This is a genomic window from Brevibacterium senegalense (assembly GCF_000285835.1).
Lineage (GTDB): Bacteria > Actinomycetota > Actinomycetes > Actinomycetales > Brevibacteriaceae > Brevibacterium > Brevibacterium senegalense.
The window spans coordinates 530,543-554,575 of the sequence record NZ_HE978601.1; the positions used below are offsets into that span (position 1 = coordinate 530,543).

Consider the following 24,033-nt stretch of genomic DNA (forward strand, 5'->3'; position numbering starts at 1 on the left):
GGGGCGATTCACCGACGCGCGTTGGGGCGTGGCGTTGATTCCGTAAGTCCTGGGTGCGCCGGTCTTGGGCATGCCCGTGTGGCCGGCCTCGCTGCCGGTGATGTTCCACTGTGGTTCCTCGGGTCTGGCCGTTGACCGGCTGGTGGACTGGTTCTACGCGGTCTTTGGTGGCGGGGTGCCGGTGTCCTCGTCGAAGATCGCCTGCGGGTACTTGATGCCGGTCCAGGTCTTGTCGTCGATGGTGGCGATGGCGGCTTTGACGGCCTTGTCCATCCGCACGGTGACGGAGACATCGGCCCCCGCGGTGAGCGCGGCGGCCACGGTGGGGTGTCCGTAGAAGGCTGAATCAGCGCGAACCAGTACCCGGGTGCCAGCGGCCGGAGGCATTCGCTTCAGAGTGGACAGGGCCTCGGAGACGAACCGGGAGGCCCCTCGTGGGGAACCGGCACTTCCCTTGCGCAGCCGCTGGCCCAGGATCACCGGGGCCGTATCGGCGGTGCTGGCGGTGGCCAGCAGCGCGTTGAGCCCGCGGACCCCGGAGTACCCGTACCCGGAGCCCTGCTTCTGGTAACCGTGGACCTCGATGATCGTGTCGTCCACGTCAACAAACACCAACCCTGGGTCGGAATCGGCAGCGGCCGGAGCACCCAGTAGCGGGGCCCGGTCAGCCAGCCCTGCCAGGAAACGAGAGGCGACCGCGTCGAGCTGCCGGACGTGCCCGAAGGTGAAGGAGCGTAGGAACGAACCCAGCGTCGACGGCGCATAACAGGCGTTGAAGAGCCGCTTCATCGCCCCATGGCGCAGGATGGCCATATCCTCGATGCTGTCCGCGCCGGCGCACATCCCGGCTACCAGAGCCGATACTTTCGCCCCGGCATTGGCACCCTTGTCCGTCGGCACCGTCAACTGTCTGCCGGCCAGCGAGTGCAAGCCCGATTCTCGAGCCAGTTCCATCACCGGCACCAGCCCCGCAGAGCCGACAATATTGGGCTCGTCGAAGGAAACTGACAGGGCTGATCGGGTGTGGGAAACTTGCATCTACGAGATGCCCTCTCATCGCGGTGGAACGGAACCTTAGACAAGTCCCATTCTCCCCGGTCAGACGGGCATTTCGTCTTTAATTACGTCCCCCCGATCAACGCAACGATCGGTGGATCAAGGCTTAGGATGAATCCGATCGGCTCGATGAGTCCGGCCGGCTCGGCCCCACCGCCCCCAGGCCCCACCGCCCCCAGGACACGCATGGCACCCACCTCCGCCCACCCTCACCTGTCTGTGGACCTCTCCACCGGCGGCGTGACGGTCCGACTGCGCTTCTCCCCCGCGCTCGCGGATCTGGCGCAGGAGATCCGGTCCCTGTGGTCGCACGCGCTCGCGGATGAGGCGGTTTCCCCGGCGGTCCTCGACGTCATCGCGCCGGGTGAGACGGCGGAGTGGAGTGTCGATGCCGGCGCGGTGCCGCGCGTCCACGTGATCGGGCCGGGCGCTCCGGACGGGACGTTCGTCGTCTCGGGCCACGTCACGACCGCCGTCATCCAGCAGCTGCTGGGGACGCGACTCCTGCTCCACGCCGGCGCGATCGCACATCCGGAGCTGGGCACCGTGCTCGTCGTGGGGCCCTCCGGCGCGGGCAAGTCGACCTCCACGACCGCTCTGGGGCGGGGCGGCACCTATCTGACGGACGAGCTCACGATCCTCGATCCCCATACCCGCCGCGTCACCGCCCACCCCAAACCCGTGTCGCGCGTGGTGCACGGGGATGGCGACCCAGCCGCGGCCTCGGGCGCGGGGTTCCGGCACAAGCGGGACCTCCCGCTGGCCCGGCTGGGGCTGCGGCCGGGCACCTTGGCAGCGGCTCCGGCGCACGTACTGCTGCTGGACCGGCAGGAGGCTGCGAGCGACGACTCCGGCGCACAGACGGACGACTCCGGCGCGCGGTCCGGTGACGTCGTGACCGCGCAGCGGGTCCCCCACGTCCAGGCGCTCCACACGCTGGTCGCCCAGTCGTCTTCGACATGGCGGGTGGACGGCGGGCTGGCACGGCTGACGGAGATGCTGGACGACGTGGGCGGAGCGCTGGCGGTGCGGTACGCGGAAGCCGTGGACCTGGCGGCGCGACTGCCCGAGGTCGTGGATCAGCCCCGGCTGCAGGCGTCGTGGCGACACGTGCCCGGGCGCACCCCGGAGGCGCCGCCGCCCGGGCACCACGGGCTGGCGGCGTTCGCGGACGCGGTGGTGTTCGAGGACTCGGTGGCGGTCCTGCGCGAGGGACAGCTCGTGACCGCCCGAGGACTGGGCGCACTCCTGTGGGACATCCTCGAGGCCGACGGCCCGTGCACCTCCGCGATGCTCCTGGACGAACTCATCCCGCTGCTGGGCGACGATCCCCGCGCGGCGGAGCACCTCGAGGCCGCCCTGGCCCCTCTACGCGACGAGGGGCTGCTGGCGCCGGGGATGTGACCGGGACTGTGACCGGGCCCTCGCCGGTCGCACACCCGCGACGTAGCATGGCGGCATGTCTGATCTCATCCTCACGTCCACGCAGAGCGCCGTCACGACGATCACCCTCAACTCGCCGCAGACGCGCAACGCCCTGTCCATGGACCTCATGGGGGCGCTGCGCGACGAACTCGCGGCGATCGGCGAGGACACCTCCGTCCACGCGGTCGTCCTGGCGGCGGAGGGGCCCGTGTTCTCCTCCGGCCACAACCTCAAGGAGGTGCGCGGCGCGGAGCTGGAGCGCCAGCAGGAGATCTTCGACCTGTGCACCGACCTCATGCTCACGATCCGGCGCATCCCGCAGCCGGTCATCGCCCGCGTCCAGGGGCTGGCGACCGCCGCCGGCGCGCAGCTGGCGACGACGTGCGACCTGGTCGTCGCCGCGACGTCCGCGCAGTTCGCGACGCCGGGGGTGAAGATCGGGCTGTTCTGCTCGACGCCGGGGGTCGCGATCGCCCGCGCCCTGCCCACGAAGCAGGCGATGCGGATGCTCCTGACCGGCGACCCCGTCTCCGCGCAGCGCGCCCTGGAGCTGGGCATGGTCTCCGACGTCGTGGACGACGACATGCTCCAGCGGGCCACGGACGAACTGGCGACGAAGATCGCCGGCGCCTCGTCCGCGACCGTCGCGATCGGCAAGGAGGCGTTCTACCGCCAGCTGAGCATGCCCGTCGAGGACGCCTACCGCGAGATGTCCGACACGATGGCGAAGAACGCCGTCATCGCGGACGCGCAGGAGGGCATCGACGCCTTCCTCACCAAGCGCGAGCCCACGTGGCAGGGACGGTGACGCAGGGCCTCGGCGGGCCTTCCTCGCAGGCGCCTCCGCAGGCACTACCCTGAGGGGCGAATCCGTCTGTGCGAACCTGGGAGGCGCCTGTCCATGACCGTCATCGTCACCGGCGCCTCCGGTCTGGTGGGGCGCCACGTCGTGCGGGCGCTGCAGAGGCGCGGCACGCCCGTCATCTCTGTGGGACGGGCCTCGGCGACTGCGGATGCGGGGGCGGGGACCTCCACGGCGACCGCGTCCCGAGGTGCGGGGTCCGCGAGGCCGGCTGCGGCCTCGGCGTCGTCCGCAGCGACCGGTGAGTCCGGGCTGCCACCCGTCCACCACGTCGAGTGGGACATCCGCGAGGACGCGCCCGTCGACGTGCAGGCGCTGGCGCGCCGGGCGACGGCCGTCGTCCACTGCGCCCGCCTGAGCGCGGACTGGGGCAGCCCGGACGAGTTCCACGCGGTCAACACGGCGGGCACCCGCCGCGTGCTCGACACGTTCGCGCACGCGCGGATCATCCACCTGTCCTCGGCCGCGGTGTACGGCCTGCACGAGGAGCACGCCCACCTCTACGAGGAGGCTGGCCCGCTCGAGGAGTCCCGCTACCGGGATCCGTTCGCGCGCACGGCCTCTCTCGCCGAGGCCGTCGTCACCCGCGTGCACCCGCGCGCCCTGATCCTCCGGCCGGCCCGCATCTACGCGCCCGGGGAGGACGACGGCGTGCTCGAGTCTCTCACCCGGTTCTCCCGGAAGGGCGTCTACGAGCTGCCCGGCGGCGGGAAGGTGTCGACGATGCTGGCGCACATCGACACGGTCGTCGAGGCCGTGCTGGCCGGGCTGGACCGCCCGGACGTCCGGGGGCCCGTCAACGTCGCGGACCCGCAGCCGTACGTCCTCAAGCAGGCGCTCACCACGTATCTGGCGCGGACCGACCACCCGTACCAGCCGCTGGACGAGCGGGCCGCGGACCTGGCGACCGGGCGGGCGTGGCTGGCGCAGCGGCGGGTCAAGACGCCCACGGCCAACAATCGCCCCACGCACACGGTCACGGAGATCGCCGCGTACACGAAGAAGCGGACGTACAGCCTGGACCGGCTCACGCGCCTGCTGGGGGTGGAGCCGGCGCAGCGCCTGGCGCCCAGCCCCGGCGACGCGGTGGGGTGAGGCGGGGGCGCGGCGTGACGCCGGGGGCGTAGGGCGCCCCACCCTCACAGGTGGACGGTCTCCGCCTCCTGCGCGTACTCCGCGACCGTGTCGTTGGCGAACGCGTCCTGGATCTGCGCCTGCTTCTCCTCGTCGATGTTGAGGATCGCCTGCCCGTCCGAGGACGTGCCCGCCCCGCTGATGGGCGCGGAGAAGAACTCGACGTCCCCGGACCGCATCCCGCGCAGCTCGAACGCGAGCCCCGCGATCCGTGAGGCGTCCAGCTTGTCGTCGACGGTCATGTACGGCGAGAAGTCCCGCACGATGCCCGCGACCTTGGCCGGATTGCCCAGGGTGTCCGCTGCGATGATCTCGTCCATGAGCCCCGTGAGGAACGCCTGCTGGTTGCGGATGCGCTGCAGGTCGCCGTCCGCGAACATCTTGCGGGCGCGCACGAACGGCAGCGCTTCCTCGCCGGACAGTTCGTTGGGTCCCTCCGTGTACGTGTGCCCGTCGATCTCGAACTCCTGCTCCGAGTCGACGACCACTCCGCCCACGCTGTCCGTCAGCGCCTTGAAACCCTCGAAGTCCATGATCGCGACGTGGTGGATGGGTGCGCCGATGAAGTCGCTGATCGTCTGCGTGGCCAGCGGCAATCCGCCGAAGCTCATCGCCGCGTTGATCTTCGCCTTGCCGGGCCCCTCGATGTCGACCCATGAGTCGCGCGGGATCGACATGATCTGCACGCCCTCCCGGTCCCCGTCGACGTGCATGACCATGATCGTGTCCGACCGGTTGCCGCGCGCATCCCCTGCGTAGTCGACGTCCTCGTCGCGGGCGTCCGAACCCAGCAGCAGGATGTTCACATCAGACGTCGCGACCGGCTGCTCGCCGCCGAACACCTCGTCCTCGCCCAGCTGGTTCGAGTTCCCGTTCCACAGGCTGGCCAGGAAGAACACGTAGGCGGCGATCGCCGCGATGAGGAGGAGCAGGAGGACGAGGAACCCGGCCAGCACCTTCCGTCCGGTCGTCTTCCTCGTCGACTTCCGGGTGATCCGCGAGGAGCCGCCGGCACCGCGGGAGGAGCCCCGCCTGCGCCGGCGCTTCTCCGCCTCCCGCTCCTCAGTGAGCGCGTCGTAGTCGTACGCCTCCGCCGAGGCCGTCGCCGCCGACCCGGGACCGAACAGCGAGTAGAAATCCGACTCGTTCGCACCAGCATGTGCGCCGGTCCCCTGCGGATCAGTCCCGTTGAAACCGGCCCCGCCGGACCCGGTCCCGCCGGAGCCCCGCGGCCCGCCGCCGCCAGTCGTCATCGTCCGGTCACCTCGTCCAGCCACGCCTGCGCCGCCGCGAACGCCTCGTCCGCGACGCGCGGGTCGACCGCCTTCTTCGTCCCGTTCAGCTCTGTCCGCGCGCCCGCGGCCATAGGGTACGACCCCAGGAACTGCAGCCGAGCCGCCACCCGATGGATCCCCCGCAGCGCCTCCGCCACCCGCGCTTCGTGCACGTGGCCCAGCGCGTCGATCGAGAACTGGTAGAGCCCCAGCCCGTCTCCCGTGGGCCGCGATTCGATGCGGGACATGTTGACCCCGCGCGCGGACAGCTGCTCGAGCATCTCCAGCAGCGCGCCCGCCCGGTCGCTGGCCAGCCCCACGACGAACGTGGTCCGGTCCCAGCCGGTGGGCTGCGGCAGCAGGCCGGGCCGCTGCACGCACACGAACCGGGTCTGCGCCCCGGTGTTCTCACCGATGTCGTCGGCCAGCACCTCGAGTCCGTACGTCTGCGCCGCCAGCAGCGGCCCGATGGCCGCCTGGTACGGCACGACGTCCGCCGAGGTCGTCCCCAGTTCCCGTGCCGCCTCCGCTGTCGAGCCGGTCGGGTGGTACGTGGCGTGCGGGGCGTGCTCCTGCATCCACAGGCGGGTCTGCGCCTCGCCGTGGGGGTGCGTGCCGAACGCGGTGAGCGTCTCGAGTGTGACGGTGCCCGGCCGGGCGGCGAGGACGAAGCGGACGGGGACCACGGCCTCGGCGACGATCTGCAGATTGCCCGCGCGTGTGAGCGCGTCCAGGGTCGCGGGCACTCCGCCCTCCACCGAGTTCTCGATGGGGACGACCGCTGCGTCGACCTCACCGCTGCGGACGGCGTCGAACATCTCGTTCTGGCTGCGCATGGGGACGCGCTCGACGGTGTCGAGGACGTCGTGCTCCGTGAGGATGTCGATGAGCGCGGCCTCCGTGAAGGTCGCGGCGGGGCCCAGGTACGCGCAGCGCTTCGCGCCGGCGAGCGTCATGCGGTCCCGTCCTGCGCGTCACGGGGGCCGTCCGGCCTCGGCACGGGCGGCTGCTCCACGGTGCGGCGGCGACCGCCGGTCAGGCGGGCGCGAAGCTCGCGGGCGGCGAGCGCACGGGCGACGTCCCGGTACTGGGCCGCGCGGTGCAGCTGCGCCTTGAAGTCGCGGCCGGTGACGCGGTGCTGGAGGTCGCACTCGACCTCGCGCACGCGCATGCCGGCCCACACGAGGTCGATCGTCATGCCGGTCTCCACGCCCCAGCCGGCGGCGAACGGCTGGGTCGCGTCGAAGGCCTCGCGGGTCATGCAGCGCATGCCGGACAGCGGCTGGGTGGCGCGGAAGCCGGACAGGCGCTCGATCCCGCTCTTCGCCAGACCCACGACCAGGCCGAATCCACCGCCCTTGCGCTTCTGGGCCGGCAGGATCGCGATCGTCGCGTCCGCCTCGCCGGCGAGGATGGGCTGCGCCAGCGGCGCGGTCGCGGCCGCCGTGTCCTCGAGGTCGCCGTCGATGAAGAGGAGGGCGCGGTGGCGGTGGCGGGCGCCGGGCTCCAGCTGGGAGATCTCGCGATTGCGCACCGCGAACGAGCCCGTCATCATCGCCTGCGCCTTGCCCCGGTTCGTCGAGTGCGTGACGACCTGGGCGCCGGCCTCGCGAGCGCGGCGGCCCGTGTCATCGGTGGAGCCGTCGTCCACGACCAGCACGAGGTCCGCACCCGGGATCGTGAGCGCGGAGGCGACCGTCGCGGCGATCCGCTCCGCCTCGTCCTTCGCCGGGATGATGACGGCGACGGAGGAGGGGGTCTGCTCCTCACTCATCGGATGGTGAGCTGGCGGGAGACGACACCGGCCTTGGCACGGCGCTCCTCGGCCTCGAGGGGCTGGGTGTTGGCGGCGGCCTCGGCGAAGCGCTCCTGGAAGGCGGCCAGGCCCTCCTCGAGGTCGTCCGGCTGGGTGCTGGGGTCGAACTCCCAGACCGGGACCGTGATGCCGTGGGCGCGGAAGCAGCCAAGGTAGCGACCGCCGTCGGTGCCCATGTCGTTCTGGCCGGCGGCGTGGAGGCGGGCGAGCGCGGTGAGGACGGACTCCTCGGGCTGGGTGAGGGCCCAGCGGACGTAGACGCGGCCGGACATGTTCGTCCAGTAGGCGGCGGGGGCGGAGACGAGCTTCTCCGTGGGGCTGATCGCCTCGTTGGCCTGGTCGAGGGCGGCGACGACCTCCTCGTCGCGCAGGGACTCGTCGTCCGGCAGCCAGAAGTCGAAGGTCTCCTGGACGCTGACGGTGAAGGGGACGTCCAGGTCCAGGATGTCCTGGAGGCGGGGGCCCTCGCCCGGCTGGGAGGTGACCTCGCGGTAGGAGCCGGGGGCGGCCTCGGCGACGGCCAGCAGCGCGGCGGCGATGTCGCGGGAGGGGTCCGGGGAGGAGAACGGCACCTGCAGACCGGCCATGAGCACACCGTCCGCGCGGTGCAGCGCCTGCCACGCGGCGGGCAGCAGGGAGGCGAAGGTGACGTCGTGTCCGCCGTACTCCTGGGTGAGCTTCGCGGTGGCGGTCGCGGCGGGGACCAGCTCGCGGAGGCAGACGAGATCCGCCTCGAACGGCAGGCCCTCGAACGGGCGGGGCACCCACGCGCCCGCCTGCGCCTTCGCCAGGCGCTTCGCGATGATCTCTTCCTTGGACTTCTTGGACTTCTTACCCATGCGGGCCAGTCTACGGGGGTGCGGGAGGGGTGCGTGGTGCGTGTCCGTGTCGTCCCTCCTTCTTCTACATGCCGGTGCGTCCGTCATCTACGTGCCGGTGCGTCCGTCTTCTACATGCCACTGTGTTGGCGGAATCCCCACGTGCATCTACTTACCACTTTGCTCGCGAAGTCCATACGAGCATTCATGCACTTCGCGAAACTCGTTCCGGACGCCTCCAGCCCCTTCATCCACCTACGACGAACGTCGCGACGTACGGGAATGCATTCGTGCAGTTCGCGAGAGTCCGTTGTGCGGCCTGCGCGAACTGGCGCACCTGACGGAATCGGCATGAGCCACAGCCCACCGTGCGGGCACCGTGCGAGCCACCCCCGCTTTCGAAGCCGAACGGTTCCGTAGACTTGCCGTGAACTGACGAGCGGGTCGACCGCACTGGGGCCCGCGCTTCGCATTCGGCAAAGGAGTCCCCGCGTGACCGCCCATTCCTCTTCCGCGCAGTCCCCCTCCACTGACTCCGGCACCGCTCAGACTGGAGCTGCACCGTCCACCGCTCAGCCCGGCACCGACCAGCCCAGCACCGTCGAGCCCACGATCGTCTACCCGGCTCGCCTGGTCCGCACGATGGATCCCGCCGCCCCGACCGCTGAGGCCGTCGCGATCCGCGGCGACCGCTTCCGCGCGGTCGGCACGGTCGAGGAACTGATGCAGTACCCCCACGCGCAGCTCGATGAGCGGTACGCGGACGCGGTCCTGCTGCCCGGCTTCGTCGAGGCGCACAGCCACGCCGGCACCGGCAACGTCTGGAAGGGCGCGTACGTGGGCTACGTCGACCGGGTGGATCCGAACGGCGTCCACTGGCCCGGCTGCACGTCGATCGAGGCGGTGGTCGAGCGGCTGACGAAGGCATCCGACGCGATCGACGATCCGCAGCAGCCGCTCATCGCGTGGGGGCTCGACCCCATCTACTTCCAGGACGAGGCACTCACGCTCGACCACCTGGACCGGGTGTCGCAGACCCGCCCCCTCTGCGTCAACCACGCGAGCGGCCACGCCTACACCGTCAACTCGGCGGCTCTCGCCCATTGCGGTGTGGACGACAGCGCCTCGACCGTGGGAGTGGCGCGCGATGGCTCCGGCCGGCTGACCGGTGAGCTGCACGAGTTCGCCGCCATGGCGCTCGTGTCCTCGATCGCCGCGGGCAACGATCTGCTGAGCGTCGACGAGGACGCCCTGCGCGCCTTCGCGCAGAACGCGGTCAACACGGGGACCACGACCGTCACGGACCTGGGGTCGCGCCTGCTCATGACGGACGAGGGGGCCGACGTGTACCGGTCGACCGTCACCCCGGACTTCCCCGTCCGCGTCAACGTCTTCCACTTCGCCGCCGGTGTGGGCCCGGTGTCCGACACGCTCGACGCGGACGCTCAGCGCCTCGTGAGACTCCGGGCGGAGTCGACCGACCGGCTCACGCTGGGCAACGTGAAGCTCATGCTGGACGGGACCCTGCAGGGCTTCACCGCTCGCGTCCGCGCCCCCGGCTTCTACGGCGATCAGCCCAACGGCATCTGGAACGTGACGCCGGAGGAGTTCCACCGCGCGTTCGAGGCCTTCCACACCGCGGGCCTCCTGGTCCACGTGCACTGCAATGGCGATCAGGCGTCGCAGCTGTTCCTCGACACCCTCGAGCGGATCCTCATCGACCATCCCCGCCCCGACCACCGCCACACCTGCACGCACGCTCAGATGGCGACGCCCGCGCAGTACCGGCGGATGGCCGCACTGGGCGCCTGCGCGAACATCTTCTCCAACCACATCCACCAGTGGGGCGACCAGCACCTGGACCTGACGATGGGACCCGACCGCGCGCGCCGGAACAACGCGGCGGCGACCGCGGTGCGCGCGGGCGTGCCGATCAGTCTGCACTCGGACTCACCGGTCACGCCGCTGGGTCCCCTGTCGTCCGCGATGCACGCGGTCACCCGCCGCACCCTGTCCGGCCGGGTCATGGGCGAGCACGAGCGCATTGGGGCGGAGACCGCACTGCACGCGGTCACGATCGGCAGCGCCTACATGCTCAAGCGCGATGCGGAGATCGGCTCGATCGAGCCCGGCAAGTACGCGGACCTGGCCGTGCTCGAGGACGACCCGCTCTCCGTCGCACCCCAGTCGATCGGCGCGATCCGCGTCCACGGCACCGTGGTGGGCGGGCGCCACTGCGCCAGCAACGTGCAGGAACGCTGAGCCCAGCAGGTGGCCCATAACGACGGCGACCCTCCACCCTCGAAGCCGCTCACGCTGGTGGGCGGCTACCTGGGCAGCGGGAAGACGACGCTCATCAACCGATTCCTCGCCTCCCCCGACGCCGGTCGGACAGCGGTCGTCGTCAACGACTTCGGCGACGTCAACATCGACGCGGCGCTCATCCGAGCGGCGGGCGCGGACACGCTCGAGCTGACGAACGGCTGCATCTGCTGCCAGATCACCGACGACGTGCAGACGACGATGGCGGGGCTGGCCGCGCGGACGGACATCGATGCGGTGATCTGCGAGGTCAGCGGCATCGGCGATCCGTCGCAGCTGGGCACGTGGCGCTCGTACCCGGGCTTCCGGCCGGGTCCAGTCGTCGTGTGTGCGGACGCGGGAGCGACGGAGGCTCGGCTGACGGATGAGTACGTCGAGGACGTGGTGCGCGCCCAACTCGCCAGCGCGGACGTCGTACTGGTGACGAAGGCGGATCTAATGTCGGCGGACCAGGTGGAGCGCGTGCGCGAGGTGTGCGCGAGGCTCGCGCCGAGCGCTCGGGTCGTCACGCCGGTCGAGGGAAGCGAGAACGTCCTGGTGGCCGCGGTTGGGAACACCGCCGAGGCCGCGGCTGGGGTGGTCCGCGGAGCCGCGGACGACGCCGAGGCCGCGGCGGGCTCGGCACCGCACGCCGGGTCCCGCACCGGGATCGGGTCGGCACGAGGCACCGAGGCTGGCTCCCACCCTTCAGAGGAGTCGCACGCACAGGTGCATCGGACTCGGACCGTCGATCTGCCGCCACGGGCACGAGCGGGCGACGTCGCGGGCACATTGCGCGCGCACGCAACGATGCTGGTCCGCGCGAAGGGCTTCGCGCGGGATGCGGACGGCGGCTGGCAGCAGGTCCATCTGGCTGGTGGAAACGTCACCGCATCGTCGCTGCCTGCCGGATCGCCGACTCCTGATCGCCCTCAGATCGTCCTCATCGCCGCAGGCCCGGACGCGCAAAGGACACTCGACACCGTCGCCTCCCAGCTGGACGGGTAGCCGACGATCGACGGGCGCCACGGGGATCCCGCGCGGAGTGGGGGTCAGCCGTTCTGCTCGAAGTTCTTCGCGTAGGCGTCCCGCAGGGCCTCCCAGCCCACGGACATGGCATCCTCGCCCACGACACGCTCGACGTCGCGCCCCGCGAGGACCAGGGACAGCACCGTGAGGCACACGTGCCAGCCGGCGGCGGTCATCGGGACGTATTCCTGCTGATCGAACGTCTGCGTGAGAGTGAGGCGGGTGCTCGTCTCGCTCTCCTCGACGAGCTCCCACAGCACTTCGCCCTCATCCCACGCGTGCCGCAGGACGGTGACCGGCTCGATCTCGATGACCCGGGCCTCGACGGGATCGGCCTCCGGGGTCTCCCGCGACCAGGCCGGTCCCACGACCGCCAGGACACGGTCCGGGACGACCGGCGACCATGTCGCCAGCAGCTCCGGCTCCGTGAGGAACTCCCACAGTCGAGACGGCTGCGTCTCCAGCCGGAGGCTCATCGTCAGCAGCGTCGTCCCGTGCGACAGCGTCTGCGATTCCGCCGTCACGGGGAGTTCCGCGAGCGCACCTGTGACAGCGGCGATGGTCGGATCGGACAGCGGCATGTGCGTCTCCCTGGTCGGTGCGTGCGACTCCTTCGCACCGACCCTATCCGCATGACGCCGTCCTGACCGGGGACGCCACCGACTGCCCGCGCACCTCCCAGAACTGACCCGAACGTCAAGAATCCGTTGACGGCGCCGCGCAGGTGTGACAGATTGCCAATCAGCAGACTTCCGATCAAACGATCAGTCAGACGCGATCAGTCAGACGAGCACTCAGAGGAGAGTCCATGTCAGCACGGTTCGAGAACAAGGTCGCCATCGTCACGGGAGCCTCGCGCGGCATCGGCCTGGGCATCGCCCAGCGCCTGGTCGATGAGGGCGCACGCGTCCTCATCACGGCGCGCGGCGAGGAGGCCCTGCAGGAGGCCGTCGCACAGCTGGGCGGCCCTGAGAAGGCGATCTACGCCGCCGGCAAGGCCGACGACGCGGACCACCAGGACGCAGCCATCGCGCAGGTGACGGAGGCGTTCGGCCCCGTCGACGTCCTCGTCAACAACACCGGCATCAACCCGGTGTACGGCCCGCTCGTCGAGATGGAGGACCGCACGATCTCGAAGCTGTTCGACGTCAACGTCCTCTCGACCATGCAGTGGACGCGCAAGGTCTACCAGGCGTCGATGAAGGAGCGCGGCGGCTCGATCGTCAACCTGTCCTCCGTCGCCGCCGTCCGCCAGCCCCACATGATCGGGTTCTACGGCGCGACCAAGTCGATGATCACCCACATCACCAAGCAGTACGCGATGGAACTGGGCCCGGGCATCCGCGTCAACGCGATCGCCCCGGCCGTCGTCAAGACGAAGTTCGCAGAGAAGCTCTACGAGGCCGGCGAGGAGAAGGTCGCAGCCGCCTACCCCGCCAAGCGCCTGGGCGAGCCCGAGGACATCGCAGCGCTCGCCGCCTTCCTCCTCTCCGACGAGGCCTCCTGGATCACCGGTGAGCTGGTCGTCGCAGACGGCGGCGTCACCCTGGGCGGCGGCGCCTGACCGTCCGCACCACCACCAGGGCGGGGCTGGCCAACAGCCCCACCCCGCCTCACTCGCGCCCGCCCACGATCCGGGCGTAGACCCCGAAGACCGGCTCCCCCGCCTCGTTCTTCGGGCGGTACCCGGCCAGGGCCTTGAGCAGCCGTGCGTTCCGCTCACCCGTGACCGGGTCGAGGTCCATGACCGCACAGCGCGGGATGGGCGCACCGATCCGCACCCACCGGTCCCCCAGCGCCATCGTGCGCCCGGCCCACGTCTCTTCGATGTAGGGGACATCCGTCTCGATGAGGCAGGTGGCCCGAAAGCGCGCCGCCTCGTCCAGCAGGCCGGGACGGCCGACCCGTTCGGACAGCTCCGCCACCGAGGCCGTCGCCACGATCGAGACCGGCTCACCGTAGACGACCCCGCCCCGCGGAGCGCGCGCCAGTCGCACGGATCGCCCCAGCCATTGGGACAGGAGTGCCGCATGCGGCCCGTCGGTGAGCTCGAGGTCGACACTCCGCTTCCAGTAGTCGCACGTCACCGTCTCACCGGTGAGCTGCGGCGCGGCACGCACCGACCGCCCATCGGGCAGGACGAGCTCCAGCACCGGACCCGTCAACGACGCCCGGACCGTCAGCAGGCGGGGATTCCGCACCGTCTTGAGCACCGTCCGGCGCTCGACGTCGACCAGGCAGTACGCACGATCCCCCACGGGACCGTGCTCATCCAGAACCGCATCCTCGCGGATCATGTGCTGTGTCCCCTTCACCGGCGCGAACCCCAGCGCGCGCACGCGCAGCCGATCGCTCACCCGGTCCTCCCCACCCGCGACGCGAAGAACGCGAACAGCGCGGTCAGCACGATCGTCGCCGCGCACGTCCACCCGAACGCCGGGTGCATGGGCTGGAACTGCGTGAGCCCCATGAACACGGTCGACAGCACCGCGATGCCCAGTCCCAGGCCCGTCTGCTGCGCCGTCGCGACGAGCCCGCCCGTCAGTCCTGCCGCCTCGTCCGGCACCGCCGCCATGACGACGGAGACGAGCGGGCCCATCATGAGCCCCTGCCCGCCGCCCACCAGCAGACCGGCGATCTGGTACCACGCGAAGAACGGCTCGAGGTCCGCGAGCGCCAGCACCGCGACCCCCGCCATCCCCAGCCCCTGGATCATGCTCGCGGTCAGCAGCAGCCGCCGTCCGCCCACGATCGTCCCGCCCCAGGCCGCCACGATCCGCGGCGCCGCCCACGAAGCCCCCACGAACGCGAACGACAGCACCGCCGCCACGAGCCCCGACTGCCCCGGCGTCAGCCCGTGCCCCTGCTGGCTGAAGATCGAGAAGTTGTACGCGTACCCGCCGATCATCATGAAGAGCAGCAGCGCCAGCGCCATGCCGGTCCGCACCGACGGCTCCCGCAGGATCTCCAGCGGCAGGATCGACGCGCCACCGGTCACGGACCGCCTGCGCACATGCCATGCGAGCAACCCGAACATCACCGCCGAGTCGAGCAATGGAAAGCGCACCTCCTTCTCGAAGGAGGTCACTGATGAAGACGACTACGATGCAGCCTGGCGCGAACGCACGGCCGGGACGGGCGACACGGGCGGTGGTCTATCCGGCGTTTACTCAGACGGGGCCGGACACACCGGTGGAAGGCACGCGGCCGATCTATCTGTACTTGCGGCTGTCGAAGTACCACAAGGACAAGGCGGATGCGATCGAGCGTCAGCGCCTTGATCTGACTCGCAAGCTCACCGCCGAGGGCGGGTGGACAGTGATGGGTGAGTACATCGATAACGACTCAGCGAGCGCTTCTGCGCCGAAGAACCGCAAGGGGTGGCGTCAGCTGAACCAGGACATCCAGGCCGGGACGGTACCAGCAGTGGCGTTCTGGAAGCTGGATCGCACGAACCGGATCGCGGCGAAGTGCATCGAGTGGATCGGGCAGTGCCAGCGCTCGGGCGTGTACTTGTTGTCGCATCAAGACAGCGCCGATGAGCTGAACACCGCGACCGCGGGGGCGAAGCTGGTGACCGGGATCAAGGCACTGCTCGCGGAGGTTGAGACGGACTCGATGAGTGAGCGGCAATTGGCGTCGAAGCGGCACCTGGCCGAAGCTGGGTTCCACCACGGCGGCACGCCGCCACTTGGGTGGATGGCTGGCCCGCGCGTGGTCGATGAGTTCGGACGTTCCGGGGTGCGGCTGGTGCCGCATCCGGTGGAACATCCGGCGTTGAAGGACGCGGTGGACATGGTGCTGGCGGGCAAGAGCCTGGCGCAGATCGCTCGCTACTGGAGCGACCAGTACGGGATCACCACTGCTGCGGGCGGGCCGGTGTTTGAGGCGACGGTGTACCGGTCGCTGGTCTCACCCCGGATGATTGGCTACCGGATGCGGCAGGTGCCCGAGCACCAGCGCGGTGTGAAGCTCGACCTGCTGGACTACATCGCCAGGGACGCTTCGGGAGAACCGGTGATCGCTCAGGAGCCGGTCTGCGATCGGGTGACCTGGTTGCGGGTGCGCCGGCTGCTGGAGGAAGCGAAGACCTCACGGACCAGGCGACCGTGGGGCTCGCACGAGTGGCTGCTGACGGGGCTGCTGCACTGCCAGTGCGGAGAGCGTTTGTACGGGCATCAGAAGTACCGCAAGCGTGCCTCTGGTGAGCGGGTGCCGGCGTTCGCCTACCGCTGCCAGGCCAACAAGATACGGGGCCCGGGGAACTGCTCGGGCGGATGCACGATCGATGCGGCCAAGGGCGAGGCGTTCGTGCTGGGCTGGTTCTTTGCCCAGATCACCGACGATGCGCTCGCTGCCGCGCGTGCCCGACGGCGTGCCGCCCGGGCCGACGTGGGCATCAACGAGGTGCTGTCTCAGCTCGATGAGGCCAGGGCCGAGCGTGACGCGCTGCTATCCAAGCAGGGCACCGGGGAGTATCGGGGCGCGATGGTGACGGTGCTGCTGTCGCTGATCGCTGACGCGCAGCAGCGCCTTGATGGCCTCCAGCGACGATTGGATGCGATGGAGCTGGATGAGTTCCCGATCGATGACGGCCCAGCGTTGATCGCCTCGTGGAAGGAGAGGGCGATCACCGAGAAGCGCGCCTATCTGCGGCGGATGATCCACCGGATCGACGCGCTGCCGGGTACGGCACCGACCGAGGAGCGGTTGAGCATCACTCCGGTCGAGTGAGGGCGTCGGCCACGCTGGCGGCATCGAGCATCGTCGCGACCTGCTCGATCAGGTCCTGCGAGGCCGGTTGGGTGGTGCGCCGGGCCGTCCCGGCACTCCACCCAGCGACGAAGGCTCCGTAGGCGGCTTCGGGGACGATCTCGCCCACCTCAGCGGGAGGCGGGCACGCGATATCGGTGCTCACGGTTCCTCTCCCGCGATCGCGGCGTAGAAGTCATCCTCGGCCTGCCGGCGTTGGGCGACCTCCGCGGTGACGAAGGCCTCGAACTCCGCGGCCCGGTCGGCGATCGCGGTGTCCTCGACGGGCTCGGCTGGTTCCTCCCCGGGCCAGACCGTCTGACGGGTCGGCCGATCACGATCAATCCGCGTGCCCGAGGCGGCGACCCAATCACGCAGCCGTGCACGGGCGTCGGCGAAGTCGCGGTGCCAACCGATCGCCGCGGAGGCATTCTGCTCGGGGTCATAGGCGCCCAGCCAGTGCAGATGCAGCGCTGACAGCTCCCACACCAGTTCAGGGTGGTGGTGCCAGAACGGCGGCACCACCGAAGCGGGCAGACCGTAGGTGCGGCGCAGCCAGGTCACCCACCGGTCTAGGGCGAACCACTCGACCTCCAGCTCCTCGGCGGTCAGCAGGTTCCAGTTCACCGGGTGCGGCAGCTCCGCGACGTCCGGCGCCTCGTCGGAGGCAAGGTCGTCCTCATCGAGCAGGTCGTGCTCGTCGAGCTTGTCAGGGTCTGTCAGGTACTCGCTCACGGCGTCTCCCCGCCTGTCACAGGCCGAGGGCAGGAGCGGGTGTGCTCTGCCCGGATCGCTCGGGCGACTCGAACGCGGGTGCCTGTTGTGAGGCGGCGCGTTCGGGCGTCTGCTCAACGGGGGCCCGTCGAGCGCTGCGGTCCACGTCATAGCGGGTGTAGGCGCTGTCGTGGCCGATCCCGGTCACGACGAACACCTCGCTCTCGGGGCCGTCGTCGCCTTTAGAGAATGTACGGATGTGACCTTGGGCGACGAAACGGTCGCCAGGAACGAAATTGTCGATGATGCGCTGCACGTTGTCGTCGTAGGCGACCATGGTGTCGTAGGTCTTTCCGAGGTCGGTGAAGGTGCCGTCCGGCTCGCGGTGTTTGCGGTCCTGGCCGAACCTCACCTTGACGTAGGGATCACCGTTCTTTGTCTCCAGTTCCTGGGGTGCTTTCGCGACGAACCCCCGGATCGATGGCTTGCTGAGTATCGACATCTCCGGCTTCCTCCCAATCGGGCCGAGCGATCTGACGCCGCGGCTGTGCCAGTCAGGTGCACGGCCCCCACCAACGCGCGCCCCGATTACGAGCCGGGTCCGCGCAGCAGCGCCTCGATGCCAGCCCGGTCGGCCTTCAACTGAGCTGCGTCCGGACGGGTCGGCCAGGCACGTAGGTCGGTGATGATCGGTGGGGCGGATCGAAGGAGGGTGACGCCGGTGCCGAACGGCAGCGTCCTGATCCGGTCTGGCGGAAGGATCGGCACCCGTCGCACCGAGCGTTGGCTGGAACGGGTGCCGTGGTCGCCGAGGGTCACGCTATCGGTGTACTCGTCGCGTTCCCCGATGAGGGTGGAGAGGTCTTGGAGGTCGCGCGAGTTCGATGCGCCGCCGAGGATGATCTTGACGATGGAGGCGTCCCAGATCGCTCCGGCGGCATTGTCGTTCCACTTGTCCCGCGCTTGGGCCAGGGACTGGAGGACGGGCAGGGTGGTGATGCCGGTGCCACCGCCTTCGGCCATCAGGGTCGGGAGGCTCGGCAGGGGTGCGAGGTTGCCGATCTCGTCCAGGGCAAGGAGCAGGGGCGGGTCAAGACGGGCGCCGGGTGAGCGGGCAGCGAGGCGGCGGGCGGTTTCGATGAGGTCTTCGACGAACGCTGCCACCAGGGCGGCGGACGCGCCGGCGCCGGCGCCGGTGGCGAGCAGGTAGAGGGTGCCGCGGTCGCGGATGAAGGTTTCGGGGTCGAAGCCCTCGCCGGGTCCGGGAGAGACGGCGTCCAGGACGCGGGGATCGGCCAGTGCGCCGAGGGCCAGGGCGACGCCCTGCCAGATCGAATCCCTGGTTTTGGGGTCGGCGTCGATCATCGCCCCGAGCGAGTCCGCCCACCCGGTGGCTGCCTGGGTGTTGTTGGTGAGGATCGCGACGGCTTCGGCGGCGGCGGAGGGGTCCAGGGTCCAGCGGAACAACTCGGCCGGTGGGCGGTGGTCGAGCGCGGCGGCGTGCAGGAGGGATTGGAGGGCGGTGCGGGTCTTGCCTTCCCAGAAGCCGCCGGATTCGACCCCGCCAGCAGACAGACCGGTGGCGGCGGACAGGCCGGTGGCGCGGATCATCGCCGTGAGCGGGTCCTCGCATCCGCGGATCGGTGACCAGCGCATCCCGGCGCGGATGCCTTCGGCGAGGTGTTGGGGATCGAACACCGCCACCGGCCGGCCGTCGCGCTGTCGGGCGCGGAGGGTGGTGGTGAGGTTGTCCGGCCGCGTGCTGGTGGTGACGACGGCGCCGGATGCGTCGAGGATCGTGGGGATGACGATGTGCAGGCCCTTGCCGGAGCGTGGGGGGCCGATGAGCAGGATCGAGTCCTCCACCGACGCCCACACGTCGCGTCCCTTGGACGCGCCGATCCGATAGCCGACATCGGCGGGTGCGGGTTTATCGAGGGATGGGCGGAGTGTCCCGGCCCGGCGGAGCAGCGCCTTCGCAGAGGCGGTCTGGGCGACTTCATGGGCCGTGGCGGTGCCGGCGAGGCGGCGCGGGTCGGTCTCGACCTTGCGGGAATGGCGGCGCAGCCGCGTCCATACCCACGCCCCGGCCGTGACGAGCCCGGCAAGCATCGCCACGGTGATGATCCAGTACATGGTCGGGTTGAGCCCGTCGGCGTCGAGTGCGCCCGCGGGGTCGCTGGGGTTGAACAGCACTCCGAGCCCGGCGGCGGGGCCGGCTTCGGGTTGGGGTGTGCCGGTGAGGAACGCGGCAACGGTCCCGGAGGCGCGCAGGATGAGCGCGATCCCGAACATCCCCACCAGGGCGATGAGGGCGGCGTTGGTCAGCTCGTCACCGAACGACCCGGCCTGCCGCCCGGGCGGGGTGCTCACGGCAGTCGCCGCACGTGGATGGTGCCGGAGATGCGGCCGAACAGCATCACCTCGCCGCCGCCGGATAGCAGCGACCGGAGCCGTTCTCGGTCCAGGAGCGCGCGGGCATCACCGGTGCTGGTGGCATCGGTGTGGAAGACGATGACTGCCGCGGCGACGTCCTCACCAGGTACGAATCCCTCGCCGGTCACTTCGACCAGATCGGGCCGCCGCTTGCTGCGGCTCGTGGCCCGTGCTGCTGGTTCGGTCTCGGTCTCGGCCGGGGCGTCGGGTGGTCCGGGCGTGGTGCGGCGGCGGGCGCGGATGACGTCGGTGAACATGCTCCCGTCGTTTTCGTGCACCTCGATGCGCACCGTGGTGGTGCGGTCCCGGGTGAGCGCATCCAGCAGAGGCCCGAAGGTGCTGCGCGTCCACGCTGTGCCTTCTGGGTGTGGAACGTCGGCACCGTCGAGGGTGACGTTCAGGACGCCGGTTTCGGTGACGGTGATGACCGCGTGCGGCAGCACGACCGGCGTCTCCTCCGGTTCCGGCCGGGGCGTGCGGTGTGGGGGTTTGCGGGTCATCACTTCACTCCCGAGGTGAGCCGTGAACTGGTGTCGAACAGTGCCAGTTCGGCGGGGTGGAGCTGGTGCTGGGTGACGAAGGCGCGGTCCTTGATGCGCCACAGCCCTTGCCCGACACCCAGGCTCGGAAGGAGCTTCTGTTCGGTGCCGGTCAGGCCGAGCGCTTGGGCGGTGGGGCCGAGCTGGTCGGATTCTTGTCGGTAGACGATGCGGGTCTCGGCATTGGCCAGGAGTGAGTTGGCGAGGGAGCGCATGGCGGAGCCGGCGTCGCCGACGTTGTCCAGGTCGGAGAGTTTGTGGAAGATCAGCATGTTCGCGATCCCGTAATGCCGGGCGAGGCGCCAGTGGGCGTCCATCCGCTTCAACAAGGCGGGGTGGGACATCAGCCGCCACGCTTCGTCGTAGATCACCCACCGCTGCCCACCGTTCGGGTCCAGCAGCGCGGACTCCATCCACGCCGACGAGCACGTCATCAACACCGAGATCAATGTGCTGTTCTCGGTGACGCGGGACAGGTCGAGGCTGATCATCGGCAGGCTGGGGTCGAACCGGACCGTGCTGGGGCCGTCGAACAGGCCGGCGAGGTCACCGGCGACCAGGCGGCGCAGGGCATGGCCTACGAGCCGCCCGTCCTCGGCCAACCTGCCGTCGGCGGCCTCGTCTGGGGTGAGGATGCGGTCGACGACCATCGGCAGGATCGGCACGGTGTTTTCGCCGACGACTGCGGTGAGGGCGAGGTCGATCGCCGTGTGCTCCAACGGCGTCAACCCACGCGCCAGGACGGTCTCGGCCAGAGCGCCGATGAGGTCGCGGCGGCGGGAGGTGACCGTGATGGCCCATTCCTGATCCGACAGTCCGGTGGGCCGGTGGCCTTCATCGAGGGGGTTGAGGCGTGTGCTCAGCCCGTGGCCGAGGACGATCGCCTTCCCACCGACCGCGTTGGCGACGGCGGTGTGCTCGCCCTTCGGGTCGCCGGGGACATAGACGCGCCGTCCAAACGGCAAGGACCGCGTGTAGAGCGATTTCGCCAGTGAGGACTTGCCCGAGCCCACGATCCCGGCGAGGACGACGTTGGGGGCGGTAATGATCCCGCGGGCGTAGAGCACCCAGGGGTCGTAGACGAAGGAGCCGCCGGAGTAGAGGTCTTGGCCGACGAACACGCCATCGGCTCCGAGGCCGCCTTCGGCGACGAACGGGTACGCCCCCGCCAACGTCGCCGAGGTGTCCTGATGGCGTGGGAGCCGGAACCTGCCCGGGGTGCGCAGCGCCGCGGCGCCGGGCTCACCTGCGGCGGGTAGGTAGGTGGTCGCGCGTCGTTCGCTGCGTTGCGCCTCGGCCTTCGCCCGGGCGGCGGCTCGCTCGTTCCGGTGTTGCTCGGCTCGTAGTGCTGCGGCGGCCCGGCGGCGTTGTTTGCGCAGTCGGCGACGCTCAGCCGCCGGAGCCACCAGGACGGATGCGTGCAGCCGCTCGCTCTCCCGCGCGCTCACAGCGACATCCCCCGCCCAGCCGACCCATAGGAGCGGGCCGGCCCGGCGAACCAATCCCGCTCCACGACCGCCGATCCCTGCTGCGTACGCGCGGACGCTGGCGTCACCGCGGTCCGCGGCGTGCTCGCATCGAGCGGTCCGACGCCGCTGATGGCCTCCCGCGCGAGCACCACATCGGTCTCATCCAGGTCCGGGTCGGACATCGCGGCGGGGTGGGAGCGTAGGAGGTTGACGGGGCCCATGAACGGGTTGTAGGTGAGGGTGTAGTCCCCGTCGATGACCGTCCGGTCGAGCTGTCCGGTGGGTGGTTCGTCGTAGACGTATCCGTTCTCCAGTGCCGCGTCGGTGGTCTCCTCCCCGTAGTCCCAGTTCCTCAGGTGTTCGATGGCCGCGTCGGGGCCGTCGCGGTCGATGAGGTCGAGCACCTCGTCGGCCTCGGCGCCTTGGAGGAAGACGACGCTGATCCAGCGCCGCGGTGCTTCCGTGGACACGGCCTCCCGGTCGAGTTCCTGGGCTGGGGCGTGCCAGGCGATGCGTCCCGAGTGGGTCATCGCGGTATTGACTCGCTCCTCGACGCCATCGAGGAGCGTTCCGGCGTGGTGTAGGTCGTCGGCCGCGGCGAGGGCTTCGGCGGCACCGATCGCTTGGTCACCGTCATCGTCGTGAGCGCGGCCGCGATGCAACAGATGCGCGGAACCGACCTGGTCGAGCACCTGCCGCAGCGACCGAACACCCGAGAGCAGGTCACCGAGCACGCGGTATGTGTCGGCGGGGTTGTCGAACACGCGGCTCGCGTGCGCAAGCGCGCGCAGCGCCTCGGATGCTTCGGCAGCATCCTGGAGTGGGTCGTGATACGTGGGCATGAGCGGCCTCCTGTGACAAGCGCGAAAGTCCCGGGCATCCGGGGTCGACTCTCAGGTGCACGCGCGCCCCCACAGCGCAACGGGCGGCGTGTGGTGGGTGTCAGATGCGGCGGCACAGCGGCAGAGCGGCCGCGGTGAATGCGGCGGCCTGCTGGCCGACGAGCAGTCGGGTCTCGCAGGAGGCTTGGATCGCGGCCTGCTCGATCGCGGCCACGCCGGCGTCCAGTTCCTCGACGGTGGGTGCGGAGATGCTGATCAGGCCGGTGAACCGCAGCACCCCGTGGCCCGCGGTCAGGTCGGCCTCCTGCTGGAGCACGTCGTGGTACTCGGCGGTCTGGGTGGCGTCTTCGATCTGCCCGATCTTCGCCCGCTGCGCTTGGTCGGAGATGTGCTCGACCTTCTTCTTGCGGATGTCGCGTGCGGCCTGGTCCGACCGCATCGGGGTGCACAGCAGCGAGAACGAGCGTTGGATGCCGGTGGACAGCAGCATCGGAGACAGGAAGCCCGGGTAGACCATCGAGCGCGGCCACTCGCTGATCCACAGCACCGCATGCTGGGCGGAGTCGGTGCGCAACCGGGCCCAGGACTCGTTGACGGCCACGGGCCCGGCGGTGGCCAGGTGCTGGCCGAGTTCACCGTGGCGCTCCAGAGTGGCGGCGATGGCCGGGTCATACGCGCTGCGCAGGATCACCGCGATCTGTCCCGGGGTCAACCATCCGGAGGGCTTCAGGTCGGCGGAGCGCAGTGCCGCGACCAGGGTGGACATCTCCTGGCGCAGGACGGCGGCGGCCCCGCGGATGCCGCCACCGGCGGTCCTGATCTGGCGGGCGGCGGTCTTCATATCCAGCGACAGGGACAGCGTGGTGGCGTGGCGTTCCCCGGCCGGCCCGGCCTGCTCGATCAGTTCTGCGTACGTGGTCGCGGCCCAGGTGTCGTCGGCGGTGCCGTGGGAGGCCCACCACTCGGCCAGCCCGGTGCCGGAATCCGGCAGCGTCCGCTCCAGGACCTGGAGGGTGGCGATCCGTCCGGAGCGGCACACCGTGGCCAGGACGCGGCCCCAGGAGGTGACGCGGCGTTCCTGCTCACCGGGGTCCAGCAGCACGAACGCGGGATGCGTCACTTTGCAGACCACGGTGAGGGTCGCGGCGTGGGGGTCGTGGATCATCCCGGCGCCGGTGTCGGGGTCGGTGTATTCGCGCAGGCGGGCCATGTCACCGGGCAGCGCGAGCGTGCCGACCGGCCGCGGTGCCACGATGCGGCGCCGGTACAGGAGTTGGCCGGCGGTGCTGCGCCAGGCCCACCAGCACGCCACCGGCAGCCACTCCACGGCCGGACGCCCGGCGACGGGTATCCACGTCAGCGCGGCGGCGAGGACCCAGACGGGGGCGGTGTAGACCAGCAGGATGCCACCGCCGGCATACAGGGCGCCGACGACCGCGAGGACGCCGGTGGCGAGGGTAATGAGCTGGGCCAGCGACAGGCCGAGGAGGATGCCGCGGCGGGTGAGGCGGGAGAACTTCACCGGCACCAGCTCCGTGGCGGACTCCTTTTGCTTCGATGTCATGG

Annotated in this window: 22 protein-coding genes and 1 pseudogene; 7 read left to right on the forward strand and 16 right to left on the reverse strand. The window is 70.3% G+C overall.

The features are described from left to right. Window positions 1–177 precede the first annotated feature (177 nt). A pseudogene (locus HGBR_RS16600) lies at window positions 178–1,038 on the reverse strand (IS1380 family transposase); the annotation flags it as partial. Between the two features lie 204 nt (window positions 1,039–1,242). Here HGBR_RS16600 and HGBR_RS05550 point away from each other — a divergent pair. The 3 genes from HGBR_RS05550 to HGBR_RS16605 all read left to right on the forward strand — a co-directional run bounded on the left by HGBR_RS05550 (window position 1,243) and on the right by HGBR_RS16605 (window position 4,438). Next, the gene (locus tag HGBR_RS05550) at window positions 1,243–2,460 is read left to right on the forward strand and encodes a P-loop NTPase family protein (protein WP_019158336.1); all 1,218 of its coding nucleotides are present in this window, start codon (window positions 1,243–1,245) and stop codon (window positions 2,458–2,460) included. A 55-nt stretch (window positions 2,461–2,515) separates the two neighbouring features. Beyond that, window positions 2,516–3,289 (forward strand): enoyl-CoA hydratase, encoded by a 774-nt coding sequence (locus HGBR_RS05555; RefSeq protein WP_019158337.1) that lies wholly within the window; start codon window positions 2,516–2,518, stop codon window positions 3,287–3,289. A gap of 93 nt (window positions 3,290–3,382) precedes the next feature. Beyond that, window positions 3,383–4,438: an NAD-dependent epimerase/dehydratase family protein gene (locus HGBR_RS16605; RefSeq protein ID WP_019158338.1), complete on the forward strand. Its 1,056-nt coding sequence runs from the start codon at window positions 3,383–3,385 to the stop codon at window positions 4,436–4,438. 44 nt (window positions 4,439–4,482) lie between these two features. On the opposite strand, the gene HGBR_RS16610 is transcribed toward HGBR_RS16605, so the two are convergent. From HGBR_RS16610 to HGBR_RS05580, 4 genes are read right to left on the reverse strand one after another with little or no spacing between them, the layout of a single operon-like run. After that, a complete protein-coding gene (locus HGBR_RS16610) occupies window positions 4,483–5,730 on the reverse strand; it encodes an LCP family protein (RefSeq protein ID WP_019158339.1) in 1,248 nt (415 codons plus the stop codon). Beyond that, window positions 5,727–6,707 carry a prephenate dehydratase gene (pheA, locus tag HGBR_RS05570; protein WP_019158340.1) on the reverse strand — a complete coding sequence of 327 codons (981 nt, stop codon included), beginning with the start codon at window positions 6,705–6,707 and terminating at the stop codon, window positions 5,727–5,729. Before pheA ends, HGBR_RS16610 begins: the two co-directional genes overlap by 4 nt. Beyond that, a complete protein-coding gene (locus HGBR_RS05575; protein ID WP_019158341.1) occupies window positions 6,704–7,525 on the reverse strand; it encodes a glycosyltransferase family 2 protein in 822 nt (273 codons plus the stop codon). Before HGBR_RS05575 ends, pheA begins: the two co-directional genes overlap by 4 nt. Next, on the reverse strand, window positions 7,522–8,406 hold the full coding sequence (locus tag HGBR_RS05580) for a DUF5926 family protein (RefSeq protein ID WP_019158342.1): 885 nt from the start codon (window positions 8,404–8,406) through the stop codon (window positions 7,522–7,524). Before HGBR_RS05580 ends, HGBR_RS05575 begins: the two co-directional genes overlap by 4 nt. Before the next feature lie 471 nt (window positions 8,407–8,877). Here HGBR_RS05580 and HGBR_RS05585 point away from each other — a divergent pair, with 471 nt between their 5' ends. Both HGBR_RS05585 and HGBR_RS05590 read left to right on the forward strand, forming a co-directional pair. Continuing rightward, the gene (locus tag HGBR_RS05585) at window positions 8,878–10,647 is read left to right on the forward strand and encodes an amidohydrolase (protein WP_019158343.1); all 1,770 of its coding nucleotides are present in this window, start codon (window positions 8,878–8,880) and stop codon (window positions 10,645–10,647) included. Window positions 10,648–10,656: 9 nt separating this feature from the next. Next, window positions 10,657–11,694 carry a CobW family GTP-binding protein gene (locus HGBR_RS05590; RefSeq protein WP_019158344.1) on the forward strand — a complete coding sequence of 346 codons (1,038 nt, stop codon included), beginning with the start codon at window positions 10,657–10,659 and terminating at the stop codon, window positions 11,692–11,694. A 44-nt stretch (window positions 11,695–11,738) separates the two neighbouring features. Here HGBR_RS05590 and HGBR_RS05595 read toward each other — a convergent pair whose 3' ends face one another. After that, on the reverse strand, window positions 11,739–12,296 hold the full coding sequence (locus tag HGBR_RS05595) for an SRPBCC domain-containing protein (RefSeq protein WP_019158345.1): 558 nt from the start codon (window positions 12,294–12,296) through the stop codon (window positions 11,739–11,741). A gap of 227 nt (window positions 12,297–12,523) precedes the next feature. On the opposite strand from HGBR_RS05595, the gene HGBR_RS05600 reads away from it, so the two are divergent. Beyond that, window positions 12,524–13,279 (forward strand): SDR family oxidoreductase, encoded by a 756-nt coding sequence (locus HGBR_RS05600; protein ID WP_019158346.1) that lies wholly within the window; start codon window positions 12,524–12,526, stop codon window positions 13,277–13,279. 49 nt (window positions 13,280–13,328) lie between these two features. Here HGBR_RS05600 and HGBR_RS16615 read toward each other — a convergent pair whose 3' ends face one another. Together HGBR_RS16615 and HGBR_RS16620 are read right to left on the reverse strand one after the other, a co-directional pair. Next, the gene (locus tag HGBR_RS16615; protein ID WP_019158347.1) at window positions 13,329–14,072 is read right to left on the reverse strand and encodes an MOSC domain-containing protein; all 744 of its coding nucleotides are present in this window, start codon (window positions 14,070–14,072) and stop codon (window positions 13,329–13,331) included. Beyond that, the gene (locus tag HGBR_RS16620) at window positions 14,069–14,803 is read right to left on the reverse strand and encodes an MFS transporter (protein ID WP_147522262.1); all 735 of its coding nucleotides are present in this window, start codon (window positions 14,801–14,803) and stop codon (window positions 14,069–14,071) included. The genes HGBR_RS16615 and HGBR_RS16620 overlap by 4 nt, the downstream gene beginning before the upstream one ends. A gap of 2 nt (window positions 14,804–14,805) precedes the next feature. On the opposite strand from HGBR_RS16620, the gene HGBR_RS05610 reads away from it, so the two are divergent. Beyond that, window positions 14,806–16,449: a recombinase family protein gene (locus HGBR_RS05610; RefSeq protein ID WP_019158349.1), complete on the forward strand. Its 1,644-nt coding sequence runs from the start codon at window positions 14,806–14,808 to the stop codon at window positions 16,447–16,449. On the opposite strand, the gene HGBR_RS05615 is transcribed toward HGBR_RS05610, so the two are convergent. From HGBR_RS05615 to HGBR_RS05650, 8 genes are all read right to left on the reverse strand, one after another. Continuing rightward, window positions 16,433–16,633 carry a hypothetical protein gene (locus HGBR_RS05615; RefSeq protein WP_019158350.1) on the reverse strand — a complete coding sequence of 67 codons (201 nt, stop codon included), beginning with the start codon at window positions 16,631–16,633 and terminating at the stop codon, window positions 16,433–16,435. The genes HGBR_RS05610 and HGBR_RS05615 overlap by 17 nt on opposite strands. Further along, window positions 16,630–17,202: a hypothetical protein gene (locus tag HGBR_RS05620; protein ID WP_019158351.1), complete on the reverse strand. Its 573-nt coding sequence runs from the start codon at window positions 17,200–17,202 to the stop codon at window positions 16,630–16,632. The genes HGBR_RS05615 and HGBR_RS05620 overlap by 4 nt, the downstream gene beginning before the upstream one ends. A gap of 16 nt (window positions 17,203–17,218) precedes the next feature. Continuing rightward, window positions 17,219–17,683, reverse strand: a complete 465-nt coding sequence (locus HGBR_RS05625) for a hypothetical protein (RefSeq protein WP_019158352.1) — start codon at window positions 17,681–17,683, stop codon at window positions 17,219–17,221. A gap of 86 nt (window positions 17,684–17,769) precedes the next feature. Next, on the reverse strand, window positions 17,770–19,554 hold the full coding sequence (locus HGBR_RS05630) for a type IV secretory system conjugative DNA transfer family protein (protein WP_019158353.1): 1,785 nt from the start codon (window positions 19,552–19,554) through the stop codon (window positions 17,770–17,772). Beyond that, window positions 19,551–20,117, reverse strand: coding sequence for a hypothetical protein (locus HGBR_RS05635; RefSeq protein WP_019158354.1), 567 nt, complete (start codon window positions 20,115–20,117; stop codon window positions 19,551–19,553). Before HGBR_RS05635 ends, HGBR_RS05630 begins: the two co-directional genes overlap by 4 nt. Further along, complete coding sequence (locus HGBR_RS05640) at window positions 20,117–21,604, reverse strand: ATP-binding protein (RefSeq protein ID WP_026077372.1); 1,488 nt, start codon at window positions 21,602–21,604, stop codon at window positions 20,117–20,119. Before HGBR_RS05640 ends, HGBR_RS05635 begins: the two co-directional genes overlap by 1 nt. After that, window positions 21,601–22,467: a hypothetical protein gene (locus HGBR_RS05645; protein WP_019158356.1), complete on the reverse strand. Its 867-nt coding sequence runs from the start codon at window positions 22,465–22,467 to the stop codon at window positions 21,601–21,603. The genes HGBR_RS05640 and HGBR_RS05645 overlap by 4 nt, the downstream gene beginning before the upstream one ends. Window positions 22,468–22,567: 100 nt before the next feature. Then, entirely contained in the window at window positions 22,568–24,031 is a 1,464-nt protein-coding gene (locus HGBR_RS05650) for an SCO6880 family protein (protein WP_019158357.1), read from the reverse strand. Window positions 24,032–24,033 lie beyond the last annotated feature (2 nt).

Coding starts and splice junctions, on each gene's coding strand:
- HGBR_RS05550 (WP_019158336.1), top strand. CDS start 1,243: ATGGCACCCACCTCCGCCCACCCTCACCTGTCTGTGGACCTCTCCACC.
- HGBR_RS05555 (WP_019158337.1), top strand. CDS start 2,516: ATGTCTGATCTCATCCTCACGTCCACGCAGAGCGCCGTCACGACGATC.
- HGBR_RS16605 (WP_019158338.1), top strand. CDS start 3,383: ATGACCGTCATCGTCACCGGCGCCTCCGGTCTGGTGGGGCGCCACGTC.
- HGBR_RS16610 (WP_019158339.1), bottom strand. CDS start 5,730: ATGACGACTGGCGGCGGCGGGCCGCGGGGCTCCGGCGGGACCGGGTCC.
- pheA (WP_019158340.1), bottom strand. CDS start 6,707: ATGACGCTCGCCGGCGCGAAGCGCTGCGCGTACCTGGGCCCCGCCGCG.
- HGBR_RS05575 (WP_019158341.1), bottom strand. CDS start 7,525: ATGAGTGAGGAGCAGACCCCCTCCTCCGTCGCCGTCATCATCCCGGCG.
- HGBR_RS05580 (WP_019158342.1), bottom strand. CDS start 8,406: ATGGGTAAGAAGTCCAAGAAGTCCAAGGAAGAGATCATCGCGAAGCGC.
- HGBR_RS05595 (WP_019158345.1), bottom strand. CDS start 12,296: ATGCCGCTGTCCGATCCGACCATCGCCGCTGTCACAGGTGCGCTCGCG.
- HGBR_RS05600 (WP_019158346.1), top strand. CDS start 12,524: ATGTCAGCACGGTTCGAGAACAAGGTCGCCATCGTCACGGGAGCCTCG.
- HGBR_RS05610 (WP_019158349.1), top strand. CDS start 14,806: ATGAAGACGACTACGATGCAGCCTGGCGCGAACGCACGGCCGGGACGG.
- HGBR_RS05625 (WP_019158352.1), bottom strand. CDS start 17,683: ATGTCGATACTCAGCAAGCCATCGATCCGGGGGTTCGTCGCGAAAGCA.
- HGBR_RS05635 (WP_019158354.1), bottom strand. CDS start 20,117: ATGACCCGCAAACCCCCACACCGCACGCCCCGGCCGGAACCGGAGGAG.
- HGBR_RS05645 (WP_019158356.1), bottom strand. CDS start 22,467: ATGCCCACGTATCACGACCCACTCCAGGATGCTGCCGAAGCATCCGAG.
- HGBR_RS05650 (WP_019158357.1), bottom strand. CDS start 24,031: ATGACATCGAAGCAAAAGGAGTCCGCCACGGAGCTGGTGCCGGTGAAG.